Origin of the sequence: Streptomyces sp. NPDC057743 (genome assembly GCF_042798755.1) — a bacterium.
In the GTDB taxonomy this organism is placed as follows: Bacteria; Actinomycetota; Actinomycetes; order Streptomycetales; family Streptomycetaceae; genus Streptomyces.
On sequence record NZ_JBHVJX010000037.1, the window covers coordinates 12,622 to 32,060 of the forward strand.

Consider the following 19,439-nt stretch of genomic DNA (forward strand, 5'->3'; position numbering starts at 1 on the left):
TCCCCCGCCCCGCCATCAGGTGCCCCAACTCCCTCCCGTCCTGAGCGAGTTGGGCAACCTCGAACCCACCCACCGTCGGCCCGGCGCACCTTCGGCAGCTCTCAGCGGATCAGGACGTTCTCTCCCGACCGTGGCACGACCGCGTGCCAGCCGAGCTCCCGAGCGATACGGTCCCGCAGCGCCGCGGAAGCCGCCGGTTCACCGTGAACCAGGTACGTGGTGTGGGGCGGCGGTGCGGCGCGCAGCCAGTCCACGATCTGTGCCGCGTCCGCATGCGCCGAGAAGTGCGGCACGTTCGCCACCTCCGCGCGCACGGGGACGTACTCGCCGAACATCTTGAGGGCGGTGGCTCCGTCCACGAGGTCGCGGGCGCGGGTTCCCTCGGCCGCGAAGCCCACGATGACCACGGTGTTGCGCGGGTCCGGCAGCCGCCGCCGCAGGTGGTGCAGTACGCGTCCGCCGGTCGCCATGCCCGCCGACGAGACGATGACCGCCGGGCCCTGCGTGTGGTTGATGTCGATCGACTCCTGGACGGAGCGCGCGGCGGTGAACGGTTCGGGGCTCAGGGCGGCCGCCCCAACTGACCTGATCTCGGGCCGCAGTTCGTCGGCGCGGGAGTGGAGGGCGTCGCGGTACACGTCCAGGGCCTTCAGGGCCATGGGGCTGTCGACGTACACCGAGACCTTCTTCGGCAGGGCTCCCTGACCGCGCAGGGCGGCCAGCTCGTTGAGGACGATCTCCGTGCGGTCCAGGGCGAAGGACGGAATGACCACGGTTCCGCCGCGCCGCAGCGTGCGGGCCAGCACGTGGGCGAACAGTGCCCGACCCGCTTGGTCGTCGTGCCGGCGGTCGCCGTACGTCGACTCCACCAGCAGCACGTCCGCGCCGGAGAACGGCTCGGCCGGGCGCAGCAGGGGGTGCCCGGGGCGTCCGAGGTCGCCGCTCACCGCGAGGGTGTGTCCGTCCTCCAACGCCAGGTGAGCCCATGCCGAGCCGAGGATGTGGCCGGCGCGGCGCAGGGTCAACGTGGTGCCGTGGGTGATGTCGACGGCGGTGTCCATGGGCACCGGATCGAAGTACTGGAGTGTGCGCTCGACGTCCGCGTCGTCGTAGAGCGGTTCGGCGACCCGGTGCTTGGACCAGCCGTGCGCGTTGGCGTGCGCCGCCGCCTCCATCTGGAGACGGGCGCTGTCGCGCAGCACGATGCCGGCCAGCCGCGCGGTGTATGTGCTGGCGAGGATCGGTCCACGGAAGCCTTGGCGGACGAGGCGGGGCAGATAGCCGCAGTGATCCAGGTGTGCGTGGGTGACGACGACGGCCTCGATGTCGGCGGCATCGCGCGGAAGGCTCCGCCAGTTGCGACGGCGCAGCTCGCCGAGACCTTGGAACAGCCCGCAGTCGACGAGGATGCGTGCGTGATCGCTCTCGACGAGGAACTTGCTGCCGGTCACGGTTCCGACACCGCCCATGAAAGTCAGCAGTGCCGGTCTTGGCCGGGGCGTCGCGGGTTCTTCTGGCGCAGACGGTGCGGGAGGCATCGTGGGACTCCTCGCGTCACGTGGGTCGGTCTTCCCAGTGTCACTCTCCGGACCACCACGTCGGATGGGCCGACCAGGGCGCGCGGGCAGGGCTGTTTGGCCCGGATACCGCGGAGCGTGCGTCCCGGCGAAGTTCCACCCGGTCGCGGGCGGCGGCCGCCGCGGGTCAGCCCCGCTCGACCGTCAGGTCCAGGAAGTGGGTGGAGCAGGAGATGCACGGGTCGTGGCTGCGGATGATCCGCTCGCACAGGGTGGTCAGTTCGGCGTCGGTGGGGCGGCGGTCGCCGGTGTCCAGTCGGCGTTGCACGGCGTGCCGCAGGTCGTGCTCGATCGCGCCCTGATTCTGGGCTGTTGGCGGAACCAGGGAGGCGTCGGTGAGGGTGCCGTCGGGGGCCAGGGCGTAGCGGTGGTAGAGCAGGCCGCGGGGTGCCTCGGTCGCGCCGTGGCCGGTGGCGGGCCGCGCCGGCACGTCGATGTACGGGCGGGGCGGCGGCTCGTAGCGGTCGATGAGGCGCAGCGCCTCGTCGACGGCGTAGAGCACCTCGACGGCGCGGACGATGATGCTGCGGAAGGGGTTGCGGCACACCGTCCCCTGGCATGGGTCACCGAGTCCGGCCTCGCGTGCGGTGTTGAGCACGTCGGGCGGCAGCCAGCGGCCGCTGATGGCGTAGCGGGCGAGCGTGCCGGTCAGGTGGCGGCGTCCGTCAAGGCGGGCGTGCAGGGCGGTGGAGTGCGGTACTTGGTGCTCGACGACGTGCTCGGGGAAGGCGTGGACGGGGAAGGTGCGGGTGGGCAGGGCGCGGTCGCTGTTCGGTGGGAGGCCGGCGGTGCTCGGGGCCGGCATGACGGTGGGGGTGCCGGAGTCGATCGCGTAGCTGCCGGGTTGGGCCAGGGCGAGGAGGTCGTGGTCGCCGCCGGCGTCGGGGAAGTCGAAGCCGGCGACCCAGCGCACGGTGGCCTCGGCGGCATCCCGGGATCGGCGCAACTGCTCTGCCAGGGGCCGGAGTTCGGCTCTGGACGGGACGCGGTGGAAGCCGCCGAGGCGGACGTTGATGGGGTGGATGGCGCGGCCGCCGAGCCGTTCGATGATCGCGTTTCCGGTGTGTTTGAGGGCGAGCCCGCGCTCGACGTGCCTGGGGTGGGTGCGGGCGAGGTCGATGACGCTGTCGTGGCCGAGGAAGTCGGGGGCGTGCAGGAGGTAGATGTGGAGGGTCTGGCTCTCGATCCACTCGCCGCAGTAGAGCAGTCGGCGCAGCGTCGCCAACTGCCCGTCCACGGTGATGCCGCAGGCGTCTTCGATGGCGCGGCAGGCGCTCATCTGGTAGGCGACGGGGCAGATCCCGCAGACCCGGGAGGTGATGTCGGGCGGTTCGGCGTGGGAGCGGCCGCGCAGGAACGCCTCGAAGAACCGGGGCGGTTCGTAGATCTTCAGGCGTGCCTCGGCGACCCAGTCCCCGTCGAGGCGTAGGTGCAGGGCGCCTTCGCCCTCGACGCGGGCGAGCGAGTCCACCCGCAGCACCTTGGTTTCCCGATGCGTCACCGTTCGGCCTCCTTCCGGGACGCCGCGTCGAATTCCGGCGAGCCGGTGTTGAAGGTGCGCAGCACCCGCACCACGTCGAGGGTGTCCATGCCGTCGCGGCGTAGCAGGGGGATGAAGGAGGGGAAGTTGGGGGAGTTCGAGGGGCCGAAGCAGCCGTAGCAGCCGCGGTCGTAGGCGGGGCAGAGGGCGCCGCATCCGGCGTGGGTGATCGGGCCCAGGCAGGGGGTTCCGTGGGCGACGGTGACGCAGACCGTGCCGCGGCGTTTGCACTCGAAGCACACGCTGTGGGTGGGGACGTCGGGGGTGCGTCCGGCGAGGAAGGCGGTGATGACTTCGAGCAGTTGGCGTCGGTCGATGGGGCAGCCGCGCAGTTCGAAGTCGACGGGGACGTGGGCGCTGATGGGGGTGGAGGTGGCGAGGGTGTCGATGTAGTCGGGCCGGGCGTAGACCACTGCTTGGTACTCCGCGACGTCGGCGTAGTTGCGCAGTGCCTGGACGCCGCCGGCGGTGGCGCAGGCGCCGATGGTGACCAGGCGGCGGGAGGCGGCGCGGATGTGTCGGATCCGTTCGACGTCCTGCGCGGTGGTGACCGACCCCTCGACCAGGGACAGGTCGTAGGGCCCTGGTCCGGGGGCGCTGGACGCCTCCAGGAAGTAGCTGATCCGGAGCCGGTCGGCGATGCCGAGGAGTTCGTCCTCGCAGTCGAGCAGGGTGAGTTGGCAACCGTCGCAGGAGGCGAACTTCCACACCGCCAGCTCCGGCCGCCGGCCGGCGGCCCCCTCGCCAGGGATGGCAGCCATGTCACAACTCCCTTACGGAGAGCAGGGGTTCGGCGCGCTTCCAGGACGCGACGGGGCCGTCGCGGCAGAGCAGTAGCGGACCGAGCTGGCAGTGGCCGCAGTGGCCGGTGCCGCAGTGCATGGTGCGTTCCAGCGAGACCTGGATCCGTTCCGGGGCCAGTGTGCGATGGACGAGGTCGCGGGCGGTGGCCCGCATCATCACCTCCGGTCCGCAGAGGAAGGCGGTGGCGTTCCGGGCGTCGAACTCGGCCCGGTCGAGGAGCTCGGTGACGACTCCGACGTCCCCCCGCCAGCCTTCCTCGGGCCGGTCGACGGTGACCTCGACCCGGGCGCCGGCCGCGCGCCAGACGTCGAGGTCGCGAGTGCACAGCAGGTCACCGGGGGTACGCGCACCGACGAGGACGTTCAGCCGGCCGCGTCGCCGCGGGGTGGCCAGCGCGGCACGGACCAGGGGGCGCAACGGCGCGAGCCCCAACCCCCCGGCGACGACGAGGAGATCGCCGCCTTCCGTCGCGAACCGGCCCCAGCCGACGCCGAACGGGCCGCGCACGCCCACCGTCGCACCGGGCGACAGCCCGTGCAGCGCCCGGGAGACCGCACCGACCGCGCGGACGGTGTGCGTCAGCCGGCTGCCGTCCAGGCCGCTCACCGACAGCGGGATGTCACCGACGCCGAAGGCGTACACCATGGCGAACTGGCCCGGCGCGAACGGTGGTAGGGGCGCCGCCACCGGTTCGAGCGCAAGCTCGGCGGTGTCGGAGGTCTCCTCGACGCGCGCCACCACTCGGTACGGAACCGGCACCGTGTCCGGGCGGGCCACGGTCACGGCGCCACTCCCCCGGCCCTGATCCGCCTGACGGCACCGGGCGGCCCGTAGACGTCCAACAGGCGGATCCGCGCGGCCCGTAGCCGCCTGCCGATCGCCACCGCGGCGACGCAGCGGGTGACCGCCAGGCCGAAGGCCGGGTCCGCGTCGAGGGCCCGGCGGACCTCCCCGGCGTCGAACTCATACGCCCGCACCGGGGCGCGGGTCTGCGCTCCCAGGTGCCACCGGTAAGGCTCGAACATCCAGGACCAGCCGAGCAGTTCACCTTCCCCGAGGGTTTCGACGACGGTCGCGCCGCGGCCCGGCTCGGGCACGTCGAGGGCGACGGTTCCGGAGCGGATGATCCAGAACCGGTCGGCCGCATCGCCCTCGTCGAAGATCCGGGTGTCCGCCGGGAAGGACACCTCGTCGGCGTGGGCCAGCAGGCGTTCCCGGTACGCGGGCGACAGGGCGTCGAGGATCCGGGACCGGTCGGCCGTCACTCCGCGCCCTCCCCCGAGCCGGCGCCCGCCGCCTGTTCCGCATGGAGCGCGTGGGCCTCCTCGGTGATGTCGATGCCGACCGGGCACCACACGATGCACCGCCCGCAGCCGACGCACCCCGAGCTGCCGAACTGGTCGAACCACGTGCCGAGTTTGTGGGTGGCCCACTGCCGGTAGCGGCTGCGGCCGCTCGCCCGGACCGGGCCGCTTGGCAGATGCGTGAACTCCAGGTCGAAGCAGGATTCCCAGCGTCGCCACCGCTCGGCGTGGTCGCCGGTCAGGTCGGTCACGTCCTCGGCGGAGGTGCAGAAGCAGGTCGGGCACGCCATGGTGCAGTTGCCGCAGGTCAGGCAGCGTGCGGCGACGTCGTTCCAGCGGTCGGCGTCCAGCGTCTCGCGCATCAGCACCTGGAGGTCCACCTCCGGCATGGTGCGACCCATCCGGCCGGCCGCCGCCTCGACCCGCTCCCGTGCCGCGGTGGCGAGCGACGGATCGGACGGCAACTGCGGCAGCTCCGTCAACACCGCTGCCCCCGCCTCGCTGCCGGCCCGCGCCCAGAAACGATGACCGCCGCCCTCCTCGATGACCTCGGTCAGCGCCAGGTCATAGCCACCGTCCACGGCGGGGCCGGTGCCCATGGAGGTGCAGAAGCAGGTGGCGCCCGGTTCGGTGCACTCCACGGCCACGAGGAAGACCCGTTCGCGGCGCGCGCGGTAGCGGTTGTCGGTGTGCGGCCCGCCGGCCAGCACGCGGTCCTGTACGGCGATCGCCCGCAGGTCGCAGGGCCGCACGCCGAGGAACGCGTACGACGGCGGTGGGGTGTCGTCCTCCGTCACCGCCCACGCGCCGTCGGGCCCTCGATCGGCGCTCCACTGCCGCTCCCGCGGCGGATGCAAGTAGGTCTTCCACGACTGCGGGCCGGCGCTGTGCGCGAACGCCGCCCGGTCCGCGCGGGGCCGCACGCGGTAGTGCCCGGCCTCCAGCTCCACGCCCCAGCCGTAGGGCAGTTGGTCCCCGTCGGTGAGTTCGTCCAGCACGATCGCCCCGTCGCGCAGGGTGGGTCCGATGACCGTCCGCCCGCGTGCGACGAGGACGCGGATCAGCGCCGCCATCCCGTCAGGCCCAAGCACCGCGGTGGTTGTCTCGCCCGTCATCAGCCGCCTCGCCCTTCGCTGTGGATCGCGCCAACGCGGTCAGTATGTGACCGGGCACCGTCTCCGAACGGGCCGACAGATCTGGGCTGTGCTCCATACAGCGCTGCGGATAGCTCGGACGGCCCTTGGGGCAGCTCCGCAACGGTCGCAGCCGGGGAAGAGGCGATGCCATGGATGCGTTCTCGCACTCTTCCGCGCGGATCGTCGTCATCGGCATCGGCAACGACCACCGCCGCGACGACGGCGTGGGCTGGGCGGTGGTGGCCGAGCTCGAACGACGGCCGCTTCCCCGCGGCGTCGCCCTCTTCCGCTCCGACGGGGAACCCGCCCGCCTGATCACCGCATGGGCAGGTGCCCGTCTGGCGATCGTGGTGGATGCCGGCGTGGCTACTCCGCCTCAACCGGGCCGCATCCACCGGCTTCGCGGCCACCGAGCCCGGCGCCAAAGGCCGTTCGGCACGACCAGCTCCCACGGTTTCGCGTTGGACGGTGCCGTGGAACTGGCCCAGGCGTTGGGCCGGTTCCCCGCGGAACTGCTCGTCTACGCCGTCGAGGCCGCCGACACCGGCCTCGGTGCCGGGCTGTCGCCATCGGTCGCCGCTGCCGTGCTCCCGCTCGCCACACGGATCGAGCGGGACCTCGCCCCTCACCTTGCGCGTCATGGGAGCGCCGGAACGGAAAGCCACGGGAAGCGCCCTCAGCGCGACGGGTCAGCCCGGGAACGAGCCGTAGAGGGGCCGAACGGCTCGTAAACGCGACGAGGGTGCAAGAAGATCCACGCGGCTGACGATGCCCTGCAGCTGCGACGCCTTCAGCGCGTGGTGGCCCGCCGGCAACCGGGCAGGATCCGTCCGGCCTTCCACCCACCGGCCGGCCGGGACGCCCGCCGCTCGGGGCTCGTTGGGCCGACCGGCCTCCGCCCGGGCCCAGCGGCCCCTCCTGCGCCACGCGCGCGCCGCGCATCGTGGGAGACGCGACCCGCAGAACCGTCCCCTGGGAGGTGGCCGTGGCTCACCCCGTGTTCGTCGGCGTGGACGGCTCGCCCGCGGGTCTGGCCGCCGCGGACTGGGGTGCCCGCGAGGCCCTGCTGCGGGAGTTGCCCCTGCGGCTGGTCCACGCCGGGGAGTGGCCCTACTCCTCTGTCCCGCCTGCCGGCGAGGAAGCCGCCCGGCTCTGGTCGGAGGGCGTCCCCCGGGAGGTGACCGACCAACTGCGGCACCGCTACCCGGACCTCGACATCACGGCGGATCACGTCATCGGTCTGCCGCGGGACGTGCTGTGCCAGGCAGCCAAGTACGCCGAAATACTGGTCATCGGCACCGCCGGGGTGGGCCGGGTCGCCGGTTTCCTGCTCGGCTCGGTGGCCCTGGCCGTCGTCGCCCGCGCCGAGGGCCCCGTCGTCCTCGTGCGCGCCCGTCCCTCGGCCCACCGCCCGGCCCCTGGTGGGGAGTCGGAGCTGCCCTCGCCCGACCCGGCTGCCGGTGCGGCCTCGTCCGTGGTCCTCGGATTGGACCTCAGTCGCCCCTGCGACGAGGTGATCACCTTCGCCTTCCAGGCCGCGGCGGTGCGCGCCGCGCCCCTGGTGGTCGTGCACGGCTGGAATCCACCGCCGTACTACGTCTACGGGCTCGGCGCAGCGCTGAAGTTCGGCACCGACCTCTCCGCCGACGAGCGGGAGTCCGTGCGCCAGGCGCTACAACCGTGGCGGGACCGGTACCCGAGCGTGGGGGTGACGGCGCAGGCCGTGATCGGCGAGCCCGCACACCACCTCCTGGACGCCGCCGATCACGCCGCCCTGGTCGTCATCGGCCGGCGCCGCACCGCGCTGCCCTCCGTTCCGCACATCGGGCACATCGCCCACGCCGTCCTGCACCACTGCCCCACCCCGGTCGCCGTCGTCCCGCACGGCTGAGGACGCCCACGGCTAAGGACAAAGTGGCGTGGCACGGCATCACAGCGACAAGGTCTCCGCCGACGCGACGCCGAGTCCCGTCGCCCCGCCCGTCACGTCGTACTCCACGTCCACCACCCCCTCGACGCCGCGTACCAGGCGAGCCACTACGGGTACCAGCGACCGGTCGCGGAACTGACCGCTGAGCGTGACCACCCCGTCGGCGACCGCGACGCGCAGATCCTTCGTGGGCGCGGCGAACAGCTTGGCGAGCACCTGGCGCACCTCCGCTGCGATCTCGTCGTCGGTCCGCAGGAACACCTTCAGCAGGTCGGCGCGGCTGACGATCCCCACCAGCACCCCGTTCCCGTCCACCACCGGCAGTCGTTTGACGGCCGCCCGGGCCATCGTCCGCGCGGCCTGGGCGAGGGTGGCGTCGCCGCGCACCGTGATGGCGGGACTGGTCATCAGCTCTCCGGCCGTCACGGCCTCCGCCCGCCGTACGTCGTCCAGCGCGCGCAGCCGCTCCAACCGGTCCGGATCCACCTCCCGGAAGCCTTCCTTGGGCAGCAGATCGGCCTCGGACACCACACCGACCACCCGGCGCTCGGCCGAGAGCACCGGCAGGGCGGTCACCCGCCACCGGACCAGAGTCTCGACGATCTCCTTGAAGCCGGCCGCACGATCGACGGCGGCCACCGGCCGTGTCATGACGTCGCTGACCCTGCGCAGGCTGTTCGGCATGGTTGGTGCCTCCTCGGGGGCGGTCCCTCGCCGTGTGGGCACCGAGCGCCCGTACGGCGCGCCTGTCCGGCATCACTCACCAGCCTGCGACGTGCCGTGCCGGCCGGACAGGGCCGCATGGCCCTTTCGTCTTCTCGCGGCGGCCCGCCTCGCTCGCAGCCGCCGTACCGGTCGACTGGAACACCCCGCTTCGCGCGCAACGTGCCGTCCCGGAACTCGACGCGTCGGCACGGAGCCGGGCGCCCGTGGTGTCAGGCGCGGTCGTCGGTCAGACCCGCCCTGACGTATCGTCTCCCCGAAATCGAGGTGCGTGCTGTGCGCGTGCTGTGCTGCCGGGGAGTGGGCAATGAGCAAACCAGCGGACGCCGTTGGGATGCCGGATGAGTTGCGACGGCGGCTCGGGGTGCCGGATGCCGTCGTGATCGGTCTGGGATCGATGATCGGCGCCGGGATCTTCGCCGCGTTGGCCCCGGCGGCGCGCGCCGCCGGCTCCGGATTGCTGCTCGGTCTCGCCGTCGCCGCGGTGGTCGCGTACTGCAACGCGACCTCCTCCGCACGCCTCGCGGCCCGTTACCCGGCCTCGGGAGGCACGTACGTCTACGGCCGGGAACGCCTCGGTGACTTCTGGGGCTATCTGGCCGGGTGGGGCTTCGTGGTCGGCAAGACCGCCTCCTGCGCGGCCATGGCCCTGACTGTGGGTTCCTACGCATGGCCCGGGCAGGCGCAGGCAGTTGCGGTGGCTGCGGTGGTGGCGCTGACCGCGGTCAACTACGCCGGCGTGCAGAAGTCGGCCTGGCTCACCCGCGCCATCGTCGCCGTGGTCCTGGCCGTGCTCGCCACCGTAGTGGTCGTGGCCCTGACGTCCGGCACGGCGGATGCGGCCCGGCTGAACGTGGGCGCGGACGCCACCTTCGGCGGCGTCCTTCAGGCTGCGGGCTTGCTGTTCTTCGCGTTCGCCGGGTACGCGCGCATCGCCACTCTCGGCGAGGAGGTTCGCGACCCCGGCCGCACCATTCCCCGCGCCATCCCGCTCGCACTGGGCATCGCCCTGGTTGTCTACGCCCTGGTCGCCGTTGCCGCCTTGGTGGTGTTGGGGCCGAAGGGGCTTGCGGGCGCCGCCGCGCCGCTGTCGGAAGCGGTGCGCGCGGCGGGGGCCGACTGGCTGGTGCCTGTCGTGCGGGTCGGCGCGGCGGTGGCCGCACTCGGGTCGCTACTGGCGTTGGTCCTCGGCGTCTCCCGCACCACGCTCGCGATGGCCCGCGATCGGCACCTGCCGCATGCACTGGCCGCCGTCCATCCCCGCTTCCAGGTCCCGCACCGCGCCGAGTTGCTCGTGGGCGCGGTGGTCGCGGCGCTCGTGGCGCTGGTGGATCTGCGCGGGGCGATCGGGTTCTCCTCCTTCGGCGTGCTCGCCTACTACGCCATCGCCAACGCCTCCGCGCTCACCCTCACACCGGCCGAGGGTCGCCCGGCCCGCATCATCCCCGTCGTGGGGCTCGCCGGTTGTCTGACCCTCGCATTTGCCCTGCCGCTCTCCTCGGTGCTCTCCGGAGCCGCGGTGTTGGCACTCGGCGCCGCCGCCTACGGGCTGCGCCGCCTGGTCGTTGCCCGGGGTTGATCTGCGACCGGGCTCGCGCCGGGGCGACGGGTTGGAACGACATCGACACGGCCACCGAAGGCAGTTCGGGGGCCGGCAGGCGCTCTCCACCGTAGCCGCGCACCTCGCCGAAGCGGGCGCTCGCGGCCGTCCAGTCGGAGCGGGCCTGGACGGGGCCCTCGTGGGCGCGACCGAGGAAGTTCCGGTGCCTGCGTCCTCACCTCACACCGCGCCGACTTGCCCGGCCGCCTCGCCGGTATCGCCCACCAGTGCCGACTGGGCGAACACCCGGTAGCCGCGCGCCGGGTCGAACCCGTGGATCTCTTTGGTGTCCAAGGCGTCCATGAAGTCGAGGATGCAGTTCCGCGACACTGTTGTAGGTGGAGGCTCCCCGCCCGTGCCTGGCTTGGTCGTTCCTGTGAACTGCGGCTTCGGCGGGCGCGGTTGATGGGTCCACGAGCATCAACTTCCTGACCTCACGGGCATGTCACGGCGATGCTATGACTGGGCTGGTGCTGCCGCATCCGCGGAGCGCCACAGGCTGCTGTGCAGCCGGACTGTTCCGCGCGGCATCCTCCTCATGGATGCCGCGTCTCATGGATGCCTCGGGCGGGCAACGCCGCTTGACTCTCACACCGATGTGAGGCTCTAGCTTCCCCGGCATGAGTAAGAACGCTGCCTCGCTCGCGGCCTTGTGCGCGAGCGTCTTCGTTGTCGGTACGACGGAATACCTGGTCGCGGGCATGCTGCCCGAGGTCGGCGCGGATCTTCGGGTGTCGCAAAGCACGGCGGGGCAGGCGGTGACCGCCTACGCGCTCGGCGTGGTGATCGGCGGGCCCGCGGTGACCCTGCTGACCGCGCGGCTGCCCCGCAAGCCCCTGGCACTCGGGCTGATGCTGGTGTTCGCGGTGGGCAGCGCGCTCAGTGCCCTGGCCCCCTCGTTCACGATGTTGCTGGTCGGGCGGGTGGTCTCCTCGCTCAGCCATGCCGCGTTCCTCGCGTTGGCGCTGGTGATGGCCACCAGCGTGGTGCCCGAGCACAAGACCGGTTCGGCGATCGCCACCGTGGCTTCCGGGTTCACCATCGCTACCTTGCTCGGGGTGCCGCTGGGCTCGCTGTTGGGACATGCGGCCGGTTGGCGGGCCCCGTTCGCGGTGCTGACCGTGCTGACCTTGGCCGCCACGGTGCTGTTGGCGCTGGTGCTGCCCCAGCAGCAGGCATCGTCCGCCGGTCTGCGCGACGAGCTGCGCGTGGTGAGCCGCAAGCCGGTGCTGCTCGCCATCGCCACCACCGCGGTCGGCTTCTCCGGCGTCGCCGTCGTCTTCACCTACATCGCGCCGCTGCTCACCCGCATCGCCGGCTTCTCCCCTGCCGCCGTCTCCGCTCTCCTGTTCGCCTACGGTGTCGGCAGCTTTCTGGGCAACCTGGCCGCGGGCAAGCTGACCGACAGGTCCATGTCCGCCACGGTGCGCGGGGTGTTCGGCGGCTTGACCGGCGTGCTGGTGGCCCTGCCGTTCGCCGCCGCCTGGCAACCCACCGCCGTGCTTGCGGTCCTGGGCCTGGGCCTGCTGGCTACCGCCACTATCGCCCCGCTGCAGGGCCTGATCCTGCGCCATGCCGGCTCCGCACCGACCCTGGCCATCGCGGCCAACGTCGGTGCCTTCAACCTCGGCGCCGCCGCCGGCTCTGCCCTCGGCGGGGCCATCGTCGCCGCCGGAGCACTGCGCTGGACCGGCCTGGCCGGAGCCGTACTCAGCCTCGGTGGCCTGGCCCTGACCTACCTGGTCCTGCCCCGAACCAGAACCGCGCAGCACACCGGCATTGCCCCGGCGAACACCGCTGTTTGACCCCCGAACCCACCCTCCCTGGAAGGAACTTCTGACCATGCGCGCTGTCCAGATCGACCGCCACGGCGGCCCCGACGTCCTGACCCTCCGCGAGGTCGCCGCACCCGAACCCGCCGCCGGTGACGTCCTCATCCGCACCGAAGCCAGCAGCCTCAACCCGGTGGACTGGAAGACCCGCGCCTGGGAGGTCGGCCCGCCGCTGCCGGCCACGCTCGGCTGGGACCTCTCCGGCCGGGTCGTCGCGAGCAACGACCCCGCCCACGAGGTGGGTGCCCACGTCATCGCCATGTCCGCGCAGATCGCCACCGGCCGCGGCACCTGGGCAGAGCTGGTCGCCCTGCCCGGCCACCTGCTCGCACCCGCACCGACCACGGTGCCGTTGGCGGACGCGGCGGCCCTTCCGCTGGCCGGGACGACCGCCTTGCAGGCCCTGCGCGCCACGGAGTTGAGCGCCGGCGAGCGCCTTCTGGTCGTCGGTGCCGCCGGGGCTGTCGGCGGCCTGGTTGTCCAACTCGCCCGCGTGACCGGCGCCCACGTCGATGCCCTGGTCTCCCGGCCCGGCCATGAGCAGGCAGCGACGGAGCTCGGCGCGGAGCGTGCCTGGCACCGCCCGCAGGACCTGCCCCGCGGCCGGTATCAGGCCGTCCTCGACACCGCCGGCACGGACGTGGCTGCGGCCCTCGCCCCCGGAGGGCGCTTCGTCTCCGTCGCCGACCACCCCCTGCCCGACGTGCCGGGCGCCCGCAAGAGCTACGTCCAGGAGAACGCCACCGACCTCGCCCACCTCGCCAAGCTCGTCGACACCGGCGAGCTGCGGCTGCGGATCGCCGACCGCTTCCCGCTCGACGACATCCGCACCGCCCACCAGCGTTTCGAAGCCGGCGGCCTCCTCGGCAAGGCCCTCATCACCTTCTGAAGGCTCGTGCCGGCTGGGGCCGTTGGTCTTGTGTCCCCGTCGCCGCGCGGAAGATGACCGCGGCGCCCAACGCAGAGGTGGCGGGGACGAAAAGGTCGCCTGAGCCGGTTCGGTGATGCGGGACTCCGTTGTCCTGCAGCAGCTTCCGGGTGGCGGAGAGGTCGTGCACGGCGACTGCGTAGGCGACGAAGGCGGGGAGAGCGGGGGCGTGGTCGCCCGGCAGGACGGTCGCGAGATGGGACTCGGGTACGAGCGTCAGCCGGGCGCCGTCGAGGTCGAAGAACCGCGACGGCCCGTCGGGTCGCGCAGGACGGTCCAGGTAGTCCTGGTATCTGGCTGCTGTGGTGTCGAGGTCGGCCTCGGCAACGCAGGCCATGACCTCGACGAGCTCGAAGGCGCCGTTGAGGTGGCCCGTCTGCCGCGAGCCTTGCACGTGCGGGGCGAGATCCGAGACCACCCCCACCCTGCCCTCCGACACCGTGCCCGGCCTCGCCCCCGGTGCGCAGCCGTCGACCTCCAGGTAGCGGATGGACTCCATGAGGGTTCCCGCGATGGTCTCCACGGGACGGTGCACGGTGTTGACTCCGCCGTGTACCACGCGGGCCTCGCTCAGTCGCGCGGCGGCGGCGTCGATGTCGGGCGAGGAGAACATGAGGATGTGCAGGCCCTCGAAGCGGTCCAGCCACGCCGCGACGTTGGCACTCGTGTCGCTGATCCGTTCCACGAGCTGGGGCAGCAACTCGGCCGGAGCCTGCAGGGGCACGAGTTTTGCCTCACCGGGGACCCGGGTGTCCCCTCCCTCCTGCACGCAGGTGACAAGCTCGACGAAGCTGTGCGGGAAGTCGGCGTGCGTGTTCGCCGCGCCGAACGGCTCCGGGGCAGCACCCGCGCGCCGGGCCAGCGTCGGATAGGCCGGCGGTTCCACGGTGAAGCCCAGCCGCCGGTAGAGCGTGAGGGCCTCTCCCATGTCGCTGACGACGTGGCCTACATGGTGCAGACGCCCGATGTCGTGGCTCATGGCCGTCACCGTAAAAGTAGATTGACCACTTGGTCAATCTACTTGTCGCTCCCGTACGATCAGCCGCGTGGACACGGAGCACATCGACGGTCGGAGCCTTCGTTACCAGCATCGGCGGCCTGAACTGCTCAGCGCCGTCGCCGACTTCGTCCTGGAGCACGGGGTCGGCGGCCTGGCGATGCGGCCGATGGCCCACGCGATCGGGGTGAGCCATGGGACGCTGCTGCATCACTTCGGCTCCAAGGAGAACCTGCTCACGGAGGTGATCGAGCTCCTCCGGCATCGGCTGGCGGAGGCCGCGGACCTCGGCGGATCGCCGCACGATCTGACGAGCCTGACACGCTGGTGGCGGACGACAACCGCCCCCAAGGACATGGCCGTCTACCGGCTGCTGTTCGAAGTGCACGCACTGGCGGTGCGGCAGCCCGAACGCTATAAGCGCCACCTTCAACGGGCCGCGCATGACTCGCTGGCGCTGATGGAAAGCCTCGTTCTGGCCGAAGGGTGCCCGGCCGGCCAAGCTTCCCTGGTGGCCTCGATGATCGTGGCGCAGGCGCGTGGCCTCCAGCTCGACCTGCTCGCCACCGAGGACCAGGACCGGGTCGACCGCAGCTTCGAGCTGTTCGTCGACATGATCGACCGAATCAGGCGGTCCTGGCGCCAGGAGAACCCGACATAGCGACTCGACTGCGGAAGCGTCGGATCGTCAGCGCACCGGGCGGGGCAGGCTCGCCAGCACCTGCTTCGCGGCCCGTTCGCCCGACGTGGCCGCGTCGGCGAGTGAGGGCATGTCGAGCTGGTAGTCGCCGGCCAGGTAGACGGGGCCGAGGGGTTGGCGCAGCGTCGGCAGCGAGGCGCGTTCGCCCGGTGCCCAGAACGGTACGCCCCGGTGGTGGCGTCGGACGATCCCCTCGTCGAGCTTCCCCTTGAGCTCGGGGTAGAGCGAGAGAAGGTCTGTGGTGAATCGGGTAACGATCTCCTCGTCGGTGAGCGGGAACAGGCTGTCGGCTACCGCACCGCCCGCAAAGCAGGCCAGCGCCCCGCCCGGCCTGCGTGGGCCGGAACCGCGCATCGCCGCGGCATGGTTGAACATCGCCTGGAACGACAGCTGCGGCGTCGACACGGCGAGGTAGTCGTCCCACCGCTGCGGGCCCTCCTCGCGGGTGAAGTAGCCCACCACCACGTACCGGCCGTAGTGAATGGCGTCGAACGCCGCCCGATAGGCAGGTGGGAGGTCCGGCATGATCTTCAGCGCCGTGTCGCCGGGAACGGCCACGATCGCACGGCGGGCGCGTATGCGCGCCGGGCCGTTCTCGTCCTCGTAGTCCACGACGGCGCCGTCCTCGGTCCATTCCACCGTGCTCACGGGCGAGTTCAGTCGCAGCCGGTCGCCGAGGTCGGCGGCGAGGACGTCGGTGAGGGTCTGGTTTCCTCCTGCCGGCAGGGAGAAGTTCGGAACCTTCTCCGGATCCGTGAGGAGGATTCCCATCGAGATCGCGAACTGGGTAGCCGCCGTCTCCTCCGGTTCGCATCCCCTCCACTGCCCGGACCAGGACGGACCATGATCCGCGCGACTTCGGAGCGAACGCCGCGCAGCACGTACGACGCGGAGCGCGCATCGAGTAACGCCCGGACCCGCTTCGCCAGGGCGTTGTCGGGGTTCATCGCCAGGAACGGTACGGCCGCGAGGATGCGCGCGCCGACCGCCGCCAGTCCGACCCGGTCCATGAAGGTCATCCGGGAGCGCAACATCAGGCCGAACGGATTCGAGGTGTCGACCTGCTTTCCGTTGAGCGCGAGGGCCACCTTCTTGCCCGCCAGCGTTCCCATGGGGATCTGGTGGCGTTCGAGGGCTTCGATCAGGGTGCCGGTTCCCTCGGTGAACTGCGTTCCGAGGTTGATCCAGTAGTCGCCCTGGCGAACCGACTCCACGCGTTCCCCGGCCCGACCGGCGGCTTCGAGTACGACAACGTCCCGATCGGACAGGGTGGTTGCCGCCATTAACCCCGCCATGCCCGTACCGACCACGACGCTCTCGCACGACTCTTCACGTACGTCGCTCGACGTATCCATGGCTCATTCAACTCGCTTTCTTGACTGCGTCGGCCGGCACGACACCCGTCCCCAGCGCCCGGGTGGCCACGATGGGCTCGGCCAGGACCTCGGCCCGGCCGGTCTCGTCCAACGAGCGGCAGATGACGCGCAGTTCGAACGCGACCGCTCGACTCCGTTTTCCTCGGGACACGAGGCGCGCCTCGACCTCGATGACGTCCCCGCCGCGGACCGGAGCGAGGAACTCGACCGAGGAATACCCGGCGAACAGGCTCTCGTGGCCGTCGACGAGGTTGCCGGCGTAGTGGGCGTCGGAGTAGGCGACGTATCGCTGGTGGATGACCTTCACGCGATGTCCTCGTCGATGCGGCCGATCCCAGGGGCAACCGCCTGTCCGCCGATCCTGACGCCGGGGTAGCCGCGCTTGGCGATCTCGGTACCGCGCAGCTCCCCGTCCCGCCCGCCTTGGCGCGCGCCCGGCCGTCGCCGTCCCGCCGACCGCCGGGCGCGATTCCGGCAACGCGAAGAACACCACCAGCGCACAGGCCAACACCGGCGTCGCCTCGCCCAAGAAGAGGGCCAGATAACCGTGTTCGGCGATCAGCCCGGCGACGCTGGAGGAGACCGCGAAACCCAGGTTGATCGCCCAGTAGTTGAGGGAGAAGGCGCGGACGCGGTCCTTTGGGGCGACGATATCGGCCATCACCGCCTGCACCGCGGCCAGTTCGCCGCCCGCCTGGCCCGGGCCGACACCGCCCTCGGCCTGGCCGGCCTGTTCATCGAGGCCCACCCCAACCCCGACCAGGCCCCCTGCGACGGACCCTCCGCCACCGCAACCGCAGGCCTTCCCGCCCTCCTGCGCCACATCAAGGCATCTGTGCGCAAGTCGCAGAGCCGGATTCGGCATGCCTGTTCGCTCTCTAGCAAATCCAAAAATGCTGGAGAGGACGTGACGTTCACGGGCGAGGAGGCCGACCGAATGGCCGGTATTGCCGGCAAAACTTCACGCCTGTTGGAGTGAAGTTTTTAGCGGAGCTTCCCGGGTGTAGACGTGCGTGGTACCAAGGCGAGGCGTCGCCGCATATGCCACCAGCACACCCGACCCCCTCGACCAAGGAGGCAGATAATGGCCAAGGACAGCTACGACTACACGATCAAAATCACGATGGACCAGACAACGGCAGACACCCTACAAAACGGGAAGTACCGCCTGTACGGATTCAAAGCCATCGCGGGACAGCCAAAACAAGACGCAATGCCGCTGGTGTAGTTCGCCAGCTCGACCTATTCCACCGGGACCTTGGTCCAGTGGAACGCGCAGTACCAAGCCTTCACCTCCTCAAGCAAGATCATTCCCGATGGGCAGATCACAGCCTCGGCCAGCTACGAAATCGAGCTCGAACAGAGACTTGACGTCACGAACCCGGCGGGCACTGGCGACGTCTACGACGACGCCAACCTCCCTGGGCAGATCGGAGTCAACAACAAACTGCAGCAGTACTTCACGTGCGGCATCTCGCAAAAGAGCAATCAAACGGCTGCCGCAGTTCCCATGTGCGCCTTTCCGTTGAATGGCGATTTCCTTGACACGTTCCAGCCGGTAGAGCAGATCCTGCTCTTCTTCGCGGTAAAGAACGTCAATCTCGGGACCGTAGTGGCTAGCTCCTACGGTCCGGGGATGCTCATCGACATTTCCGGAGTCAGCGAGCGAGATGTCACATTCGACATCAACGCCGGCTGGGGCAACGGCGGTGCCGCGTGGGGAACTCCCATCCCCGCTGAGTCTGACCTCAAGCAGCTCCTGATCCAGGGCCTTTCGGTGCCGGCCTGAGGTTGTCCCGTATGAGGCGTGAGTTTGCCGGTGAGGGCCAGGTTGTGGAGCCGGGCGATGCCGAGCATGGTCTGGTGAACGCCGTGGCCCTTGAGCCGGCAGTCCCGCAGGGGCTTCCAGTTCTTCAACCGCGCCAGGGTGTGTTCCACACGGGCTCGCGCCCTCCGGTGAACGGCATGCTCCGCTTCCTGCTGTGAGCTCCGGGCTCCGTGAACGCCCGGCAGTCGTTGCGGCTGCCGGGCAGCGGCAGGCCGATCGCCACGTGACCGGGAAAGGATTCCGGCGCGACGCCCCAGTGCCGGTGTAGCCGGTCGTCGCCACCGCCCGCGCCACACCGGCGGTTCCGGTCGTTGCTCCGTACAACCCGCTTGGGCGCGGTGAGCAACGGTGAAAGTAACCCCCCTATAACGCTTGGCAGTTGGGGCACCAGACAGTTCCGCGGCCGGCTACGCGGGCGTGGCGTAGCTGGACGTCGCAGCGGGGGCAGCGGGCGCCGGCGGGGACGTCGCGGTGACCGGTGAGCCAGGACCTGCGGGGTGGAACGCGTCCGGCACGGACCGCCGAACGCAGGGTGCGCCGCATGCAGCGATACAGCTCCCCGCGTTCGGCGGCGCTGAGGGAACGGGCCTGGCGGGTGGGGTGCAGGTGGGCGCGCCACAGGATCTCGTCGGCCAGCAGATTGCCGAGTCCCGCCAGGACCGACTGGTCCATGAGGGCCGACTTGATGCCACCGCGGCGACCGGTGAGGGCCGCGTCGAACGCGTCGCGCGACACGTCCAGCGCGTCGGGGCCTTGGTGTTCCAGAACCTGGTCCGCGTCGTCGGCGAGCCAGAGGCCGCGGAGCTTGCGTTGGTCGCGGTAGCGGAGTTGCCGATCGGTGGCGACGGTGAAGGCGACGCGGTCGTGCGCGGCGGGCTCGTCGTCGGGATGGCAGCAGACCAACTCGCCGGTCATGCCGAAGTGCAGCAGCAGGGTCGGGGAGTCGCCGCCCAGGGGCGCGAGCAGCCACTTTCCGTGGCGTCGGGGCGCGGCGAACGTCCGCCCCTCGACAGCGCGACGCAGCCCCACGGCGCTCACACCGTGGAGCACGCCGGCGTCCCACACCTCGACCCGGCGGATCTTCCGCCCTTGCGCGCAGTCGGCGAGGACGGTCTGGAAGGCCGCGACGTCGGGCAGTTCAGGCATCTGAGTCGCACATCTTGC

Annotated in this window: 21 protein-coding genes and 2 pseudogenes; 8 read left to right on the forward strand and 15 right to left on the reverse strand. The window is 71.2% G+C overall.

What is annotated here, in order from left to right:
- Nucleotides 1-101: 101 nt before the first annotated feature.
- The 6 genes from ACFVFQ_RS31385 to ACFVFQ_RS31410 all read right to left on the reverse strand — a co-directional run bounded on the left by ACFVFQ_RS31385 (nt 102) and on the right by ACFVFQ_RS31410 (nt 6,340).
- A complete protein-coding gene (locus ACFVFQ_RS31385; RefSeq protein ID WP_383422550.1) occupies nt 102-1,451 on the reverse strand; it encodes an MBL fold metallo-hydrolase RNA specificity domain-containing protein in 1,350 nt (449 codons plus the stop codon).
- A gap of 253 nt (nt 1,452-1,704) precedes the next feature.
- On the reverse strand, nt 1,705-3,078 hold the full coding sequence (locus tag ACFVFQ_RS31390) for a Ni/Fe hydrogenase subunit alpha (RefSeq protein WP_383422552.1): 1,374 nt from the start codon (nt 3,076-3,078) through the stop codon (nt 1,705-1,707).
- Nucleotides 3,075-3,878: an oxidoreductase gene (locus ACFVFQ_RS31395; protein WP_383422554.1), complete on the reverse strand. Its 804-nt coding sequence runs from the start codon at nt 3,876-3,878 to the stop codon at nt 3,075-3,077. Before ACFVFQ_RS31395 ends, ACFVFQ_RS31390 begins: the two co-directional genes overlap by 4 nt.
- Before the next feature lies 1 nt (nt 3,879).
- Complete coding sequence (locus tag ACFVFQ_RS31400; RefSeq protein WP_383422556.1) at nt 3,880-4,704, reverse strand: FAD/NAD(P)-binding protein; 825 nt, start codon at nt 4,702-4,704, stop codon at nt 3,880-3,882.
- On the reverse strand, nt 4,701-5,186 hold the full coding sequence (locus ACFVFQ_RS31405; protein ID WP_383422558.1) for a cyclic nucleotide-binding domain-containing protein: 486 nt from the start codon (nt 5,184-5,186) through the stop codon (nt 4,701-4,703). Before ACFVFQ_RS31405 ends, ACFVFQ_RS31400 begins: the two co-directional genes overlap by 4 nt.
- Nucleotides 5,183-6,340 carry a 4Fe-4S dicluster domain-containing protein gene (locus tag ACFVFQ_RS31410; protein WP_383422560.1) on the reverse strand — a complete coding sequence of 386 codons (1,158 nt, stop codon included), beginning with the start codon at nt 6,338-6,340 and terminating at the stop codon, nt 5,183-5,185. The genes ACFVFQ_RS31405 and ACFVFQ_RS31410 overlap by 4 nt, the downstream gene beginning before the upstream one ends.
- 170 nt (nt 6,341-6,510) lie before the next feature.
- On the opposite strand from ACFVFQ_RS31410, the gene ACFVFQ_RS31415 reads away from it, so the two are divergent.
- Nucleotides 6,511-7,092, forward strand: coding sequence for a hydrogenase maturation protease (locus tag ACFVFQ_RS31415; RefSeq protein ID WP_383422562.1), 582 nt, complete (start codon nt 6,511-6,513; stop codon nt 7,090-7,092).
- 254 nt (nt 7,093-7,346) lie between these two features.
- On the forward strand, nt 7,347-8,252 hold the full coding sequence (locus tag ACFVFQ_RS31420) for a universal stress protein (protein WP_383422564.1): 906 nt from the start codon (nt 7,347-7,349) through the stop codon (nt 8,250-8,252).
- 39 nt (nt 8,253-8,291) lie between these two features.
- On the opposite strand, the gene ACFVFQ_RS31425 is transcribed toward ACFVFQ_RS31420, so the two are convergent.
- Nucleotides 8,292-8,975, reverse strand: coding sequence for a CBS domain-containing protein (locus tag ACFVFQ_RS31425; protein ID WP_383422566.1), 684 nt, complete (start codon nt 8,973-8,975; stop codon nt 8,292-8,294).
- A 346-nt stretch (nt 8,976-9,321) separates the two neighbouring features.
- Here ACFVFQ_RS31425 and ACFVFQ_RS31430 point away from each other — a divergent pair, with 346 nt between their 5' ends.
- Complete coding sequence (locus ACFVFQ_RS31430) at nt 9,322-10,593, forward strand: APC family permease (RefSeq protein WP_383422568.1); 1,272 nt, start codon at nt 9,322-9,324, stop codon at nt 10,591-10,593.
- Between the two features lie 201 nt (nt 10,594-10,794).
- Here the strand turns inward: ACFVFQ_RS31430 and ACFVFQ_RS31435 are convergent, their stop codons facing one another.
- On the reverse strand, nt 10,795-10,917 hold the full coding sequence (locus ACFVFQ_RS31435) for a hypothetical protein (protein ID WP_383422570.1): 123 nt from the start codon (nt 10,915-10,917) through the stop codon (nt 10,795-10,797).
- Between the two features lie 317 nt (nt 10,918-11,234).
- On the opposite strand from ACFVFQ_RS31435, the gene ACFVFQ_RS31440 reads away from it, so the two are divergent.
- Together ACFVFQ_RS31440 and ACFVFQ_RS31445 are read left to right on the forward strand one after the other, a co-directional pair.
- The gene (locus ACFVFQ_RS31440; protein ID WP_383422572.1) at nt 11,235-12,419 is read left to right on the forward strand and encodes an MFS transporter; all 1,185 of its coding nucleotides are present in this window, start codon (nt 11,235-11,237) and stop codon (nt 12,417-12,419) included.
- Between the two features lie 37 nt (nt 12,420-12,456).
- Complete coding sequence (locus ACFVFQ_RS31445) at nt 12,457-13,335, forward strand: NADP-dependent oxidoreductase (RefSeq protein ID WP_383422574.1); 879 nt, start codon at nt 12,457-12,459, stop codon at nt 13,333-13,335.
- On the opposite strand, the gene ACFVFQ_RS31450 is transcribed toward ACFVFQ_RS31445, so the two are convergent.
- The gene (locus ACFVFQ_RS31450; protein WP_383422576.1) at nt 13,325-14,353 is read right to left on the reverse strand and encodes a VOC family protein; all 1,029 of its coding nucleotides are present in this window, start codon (nt 14,351-14,353) and stop codon (nt 13,325-13,327) included. The two genes, ACFVFQ_RS31445 and ACFVFQ_RS31450, sit on opposite strands and share 11 nt — an antisense overlap.
- A gap of 67 nt (nt 14,354-14,420) precedes the next feature.
- Between ACFVFQ_RS31450 and ACFVFQ_RS31455 the strand changes: the two genes are divergently transcribed.
- Nucleotides 14,421-15,032 (forward strand): TetR/AcrR family transcriptional regulator, encoded by a 612-nt coding sequence (locus ACFVFQ_RS31455; RefSeq protein ID WP_383422578.1) that lies wholly within the window; start codon nt 14,421-14,423, stop codon nt 15,030-15,032.
- Nucleotides 15,033-15,059: 27 nt separating this feature from the next.
- Here ACFVFQ_RS31455 and ACFVFQ_RS31460 read toward each other — a convergent pair whose 3' ends face one another.
- The 4 genes and pseudogenes from ACFVFQ_RS31460 to ACFVFQ_RS31475 all read right to left on the reverse strand — a co-directional run.
- Nucleotides 15,060-15,842 carry a flavin monoamine oxidase family protein gene (locus ACFVFQ_RS31460; protein ID WP_383422580.1) on the reverse strand — a complete coding sequence of 261 codons (783 nt, stop codon included), beginning with the start codon at nt 15,840-15,842 and terminating at the stop codon, nt 15,060-15,062.
- A complete protein-coding gene (locus ACFVFQ_RS31465; protein WP_383422582.1) occupies nt 15,728-16,426 on the reverse strand; it encodes an FAD-dependent oxidoreductase in 699 nt (232 codons plus the stop codon). The genes ACFVFQ_RS31460 and ACFVFQ_RS31465 overlap by 115 nt, the downstream gene beginning before the upstream one ends.
- Nucleotides 16,427-16,433: 7 nt before the next feature.
- Entirely contained in the window at nt 16,434-16,754 is a 321-nt protein-coding gene (locus tag ACFVFQ_RS31470; protein ID WP_383422668.1) for a hotdog domain-containing protein, read from the reverse strand.
- Nucleotides 16,755-16,871: 117 nt separating this feature from the next.
- Nucleotides 16,872-17,126: pseudogene (locus tag ACFVFQ_RS31475) on the reverse strand (MFS transporter); the annotation flags it as partial.
- 405 nt (nt 17,127-17,531) lie between these two features.
- Between ACFVFQ_RS31475 and ACFVFQ_RS31480 the strand changes: the two are divergent.
- Nucleotides 17,532-17,675, forward strand: coding sequence for a hypothetical protein (locus ACFVFQ_RS31480; protein WP_383422584.1), 144 nt, complete (start codon nt 17,532-17,534; stop codon nt 17,673-17,675).
- A gap of 30 nt (nt 17,676-17,705) precedes the next feature.
- Nucleotides 17,706-18,236, forward strand: coding sequence for a hypothetical protein (locus ACFVFQ_RS31485; protein ID WP_383422678.1), 531 nt, complete (start codon nt 17,706-17,708; stop codon nt 18,234-18,236).
- A gap of 26 nt (nt 18,237-18,262) precedes the next feature.
- Here the strand turns inward: ACFVFQ_RS31485 and ACFVFQ_RS31490 are convergent.
- Together ACFVFQ_RS31490 and ACFVFQ_RS31495 are read right to left on the reverse strand one after the other, a co-directional pair.
- Nucleotides 18,263-18,400, reverse strand: a pseudogene (locus tag ACFVFQ_RS31490) (IS5/IS1182 family transposase); the annotation flags it as partial.
- Nucleotides 18,401-18,638: 238 nt separating this feature from the next.
- The gene (locus ACFVFQ_RS31495) at nt 18,639-19,421 is read right to left on the reverse strand and encodes an Fpg/Nei family DNA glycosylase (RefSeq protein ID WP_383422586.1); all 783 of its coding nucleotides are present in this window, start codon (nt 19,419-19,421) and stop codon (nt 18,639-18,641) included.
- Nucleotides 19,422-19,439 lie beyond the last annotated feature (18 nt).

Coding starts and splice junctions, on each gene's coding strand:
- ACFVFQ_RS31480 (WP_383422584.1), top strand. CDS start 17,532: ATGGCCAAGGACAGCTACGACTACACGATCAAAATCACGATGGACCAG.
- ACFVFQ_RS31440 (WP_383422572.1), top strand. CDS start 11,235: ATGAGTAAGAACGCTGCCTCGCTCGCGGCCTTGTGCGCGAGCGTCTTC.
- ACFVFQ_RS31410 (WP_383422560.1), bottom strand. CDS start 6,340: ATGACGGGCGAGACAACCACCGCGGTGCTTGGGCCTGACGGGATGGCG.
- ACFVFQ_RS31425 (WP_383422566.1), bottom strand. CDS start 8,975: ATGCCGAACAGCCTGCGCAGGGTCAGCGACGTCATGACACGGCCGGTG.
- ACFVFQ_RS31460 (WP_383422580.1), bottom strand. CDS start 15,842: ATGGGAATCCTCCTCACGGATCCGGAGAAGGTTCCGAACTTCTCCCTG.
- ACFVFQ_RS31395 (WP_383422554.1), bottom strand. CDS start 3,878: ATGGCTGCCATCCCTGGCGAGGGGGCCGCCGGCCGGCGGCCGGAGCTG.
- ACFVFQ_RS31495 (WP_383422586.1), bottom strand. CDS start 19,421: ATGCCTGAACTGCCCGACGTCGCGGCCTTCCAGACCGTCCTCGCCGAC.
- ACFVFQ_RS31465 (WP_383422582.1), bottom strand. CDS start 16,426: ATGGATACGTCGAGCGACGTACGTGAAGAGTCGTGCGAGAGCGTCGTG.
- ACFVFQ_RS31415 (WP_383422562.1), top strand. CDS start 6,511: ATGGATGCGTTCTCGCACTCTTCCGCGCGGATCGTCGTCATCGGCATC.
- ACFVFQ_RS31435 (WP_383422570.1), bottom strand. CDS start 10,917: ATGGACGCCTTGGACACCAAAGAGATCCACGGGTTCGACCCGGCGCGC.
- ACFVFQ_RS31450 (WP_383422576.1), bottom strand. CDS start 14,353: ATGAGCCACGACATCGGGCGTCTGCACCATGTAGGCCACGTCGTCAGC.
- ACFVFQ_RS31430 (WP_383422568.1), top strand. CDS start 9,322: ATGAGCAAACCAGCGGACGCCGTTGGGATGCCGGATGAGTTGCGACGG.
- ACFVFQ_RS31445 (WP_383422574.1), top strand. CDS start 12,457: ATGCGCGCTGTCCAGATCGACCGCCACGGCGGCCCCGACGTCCTGACC.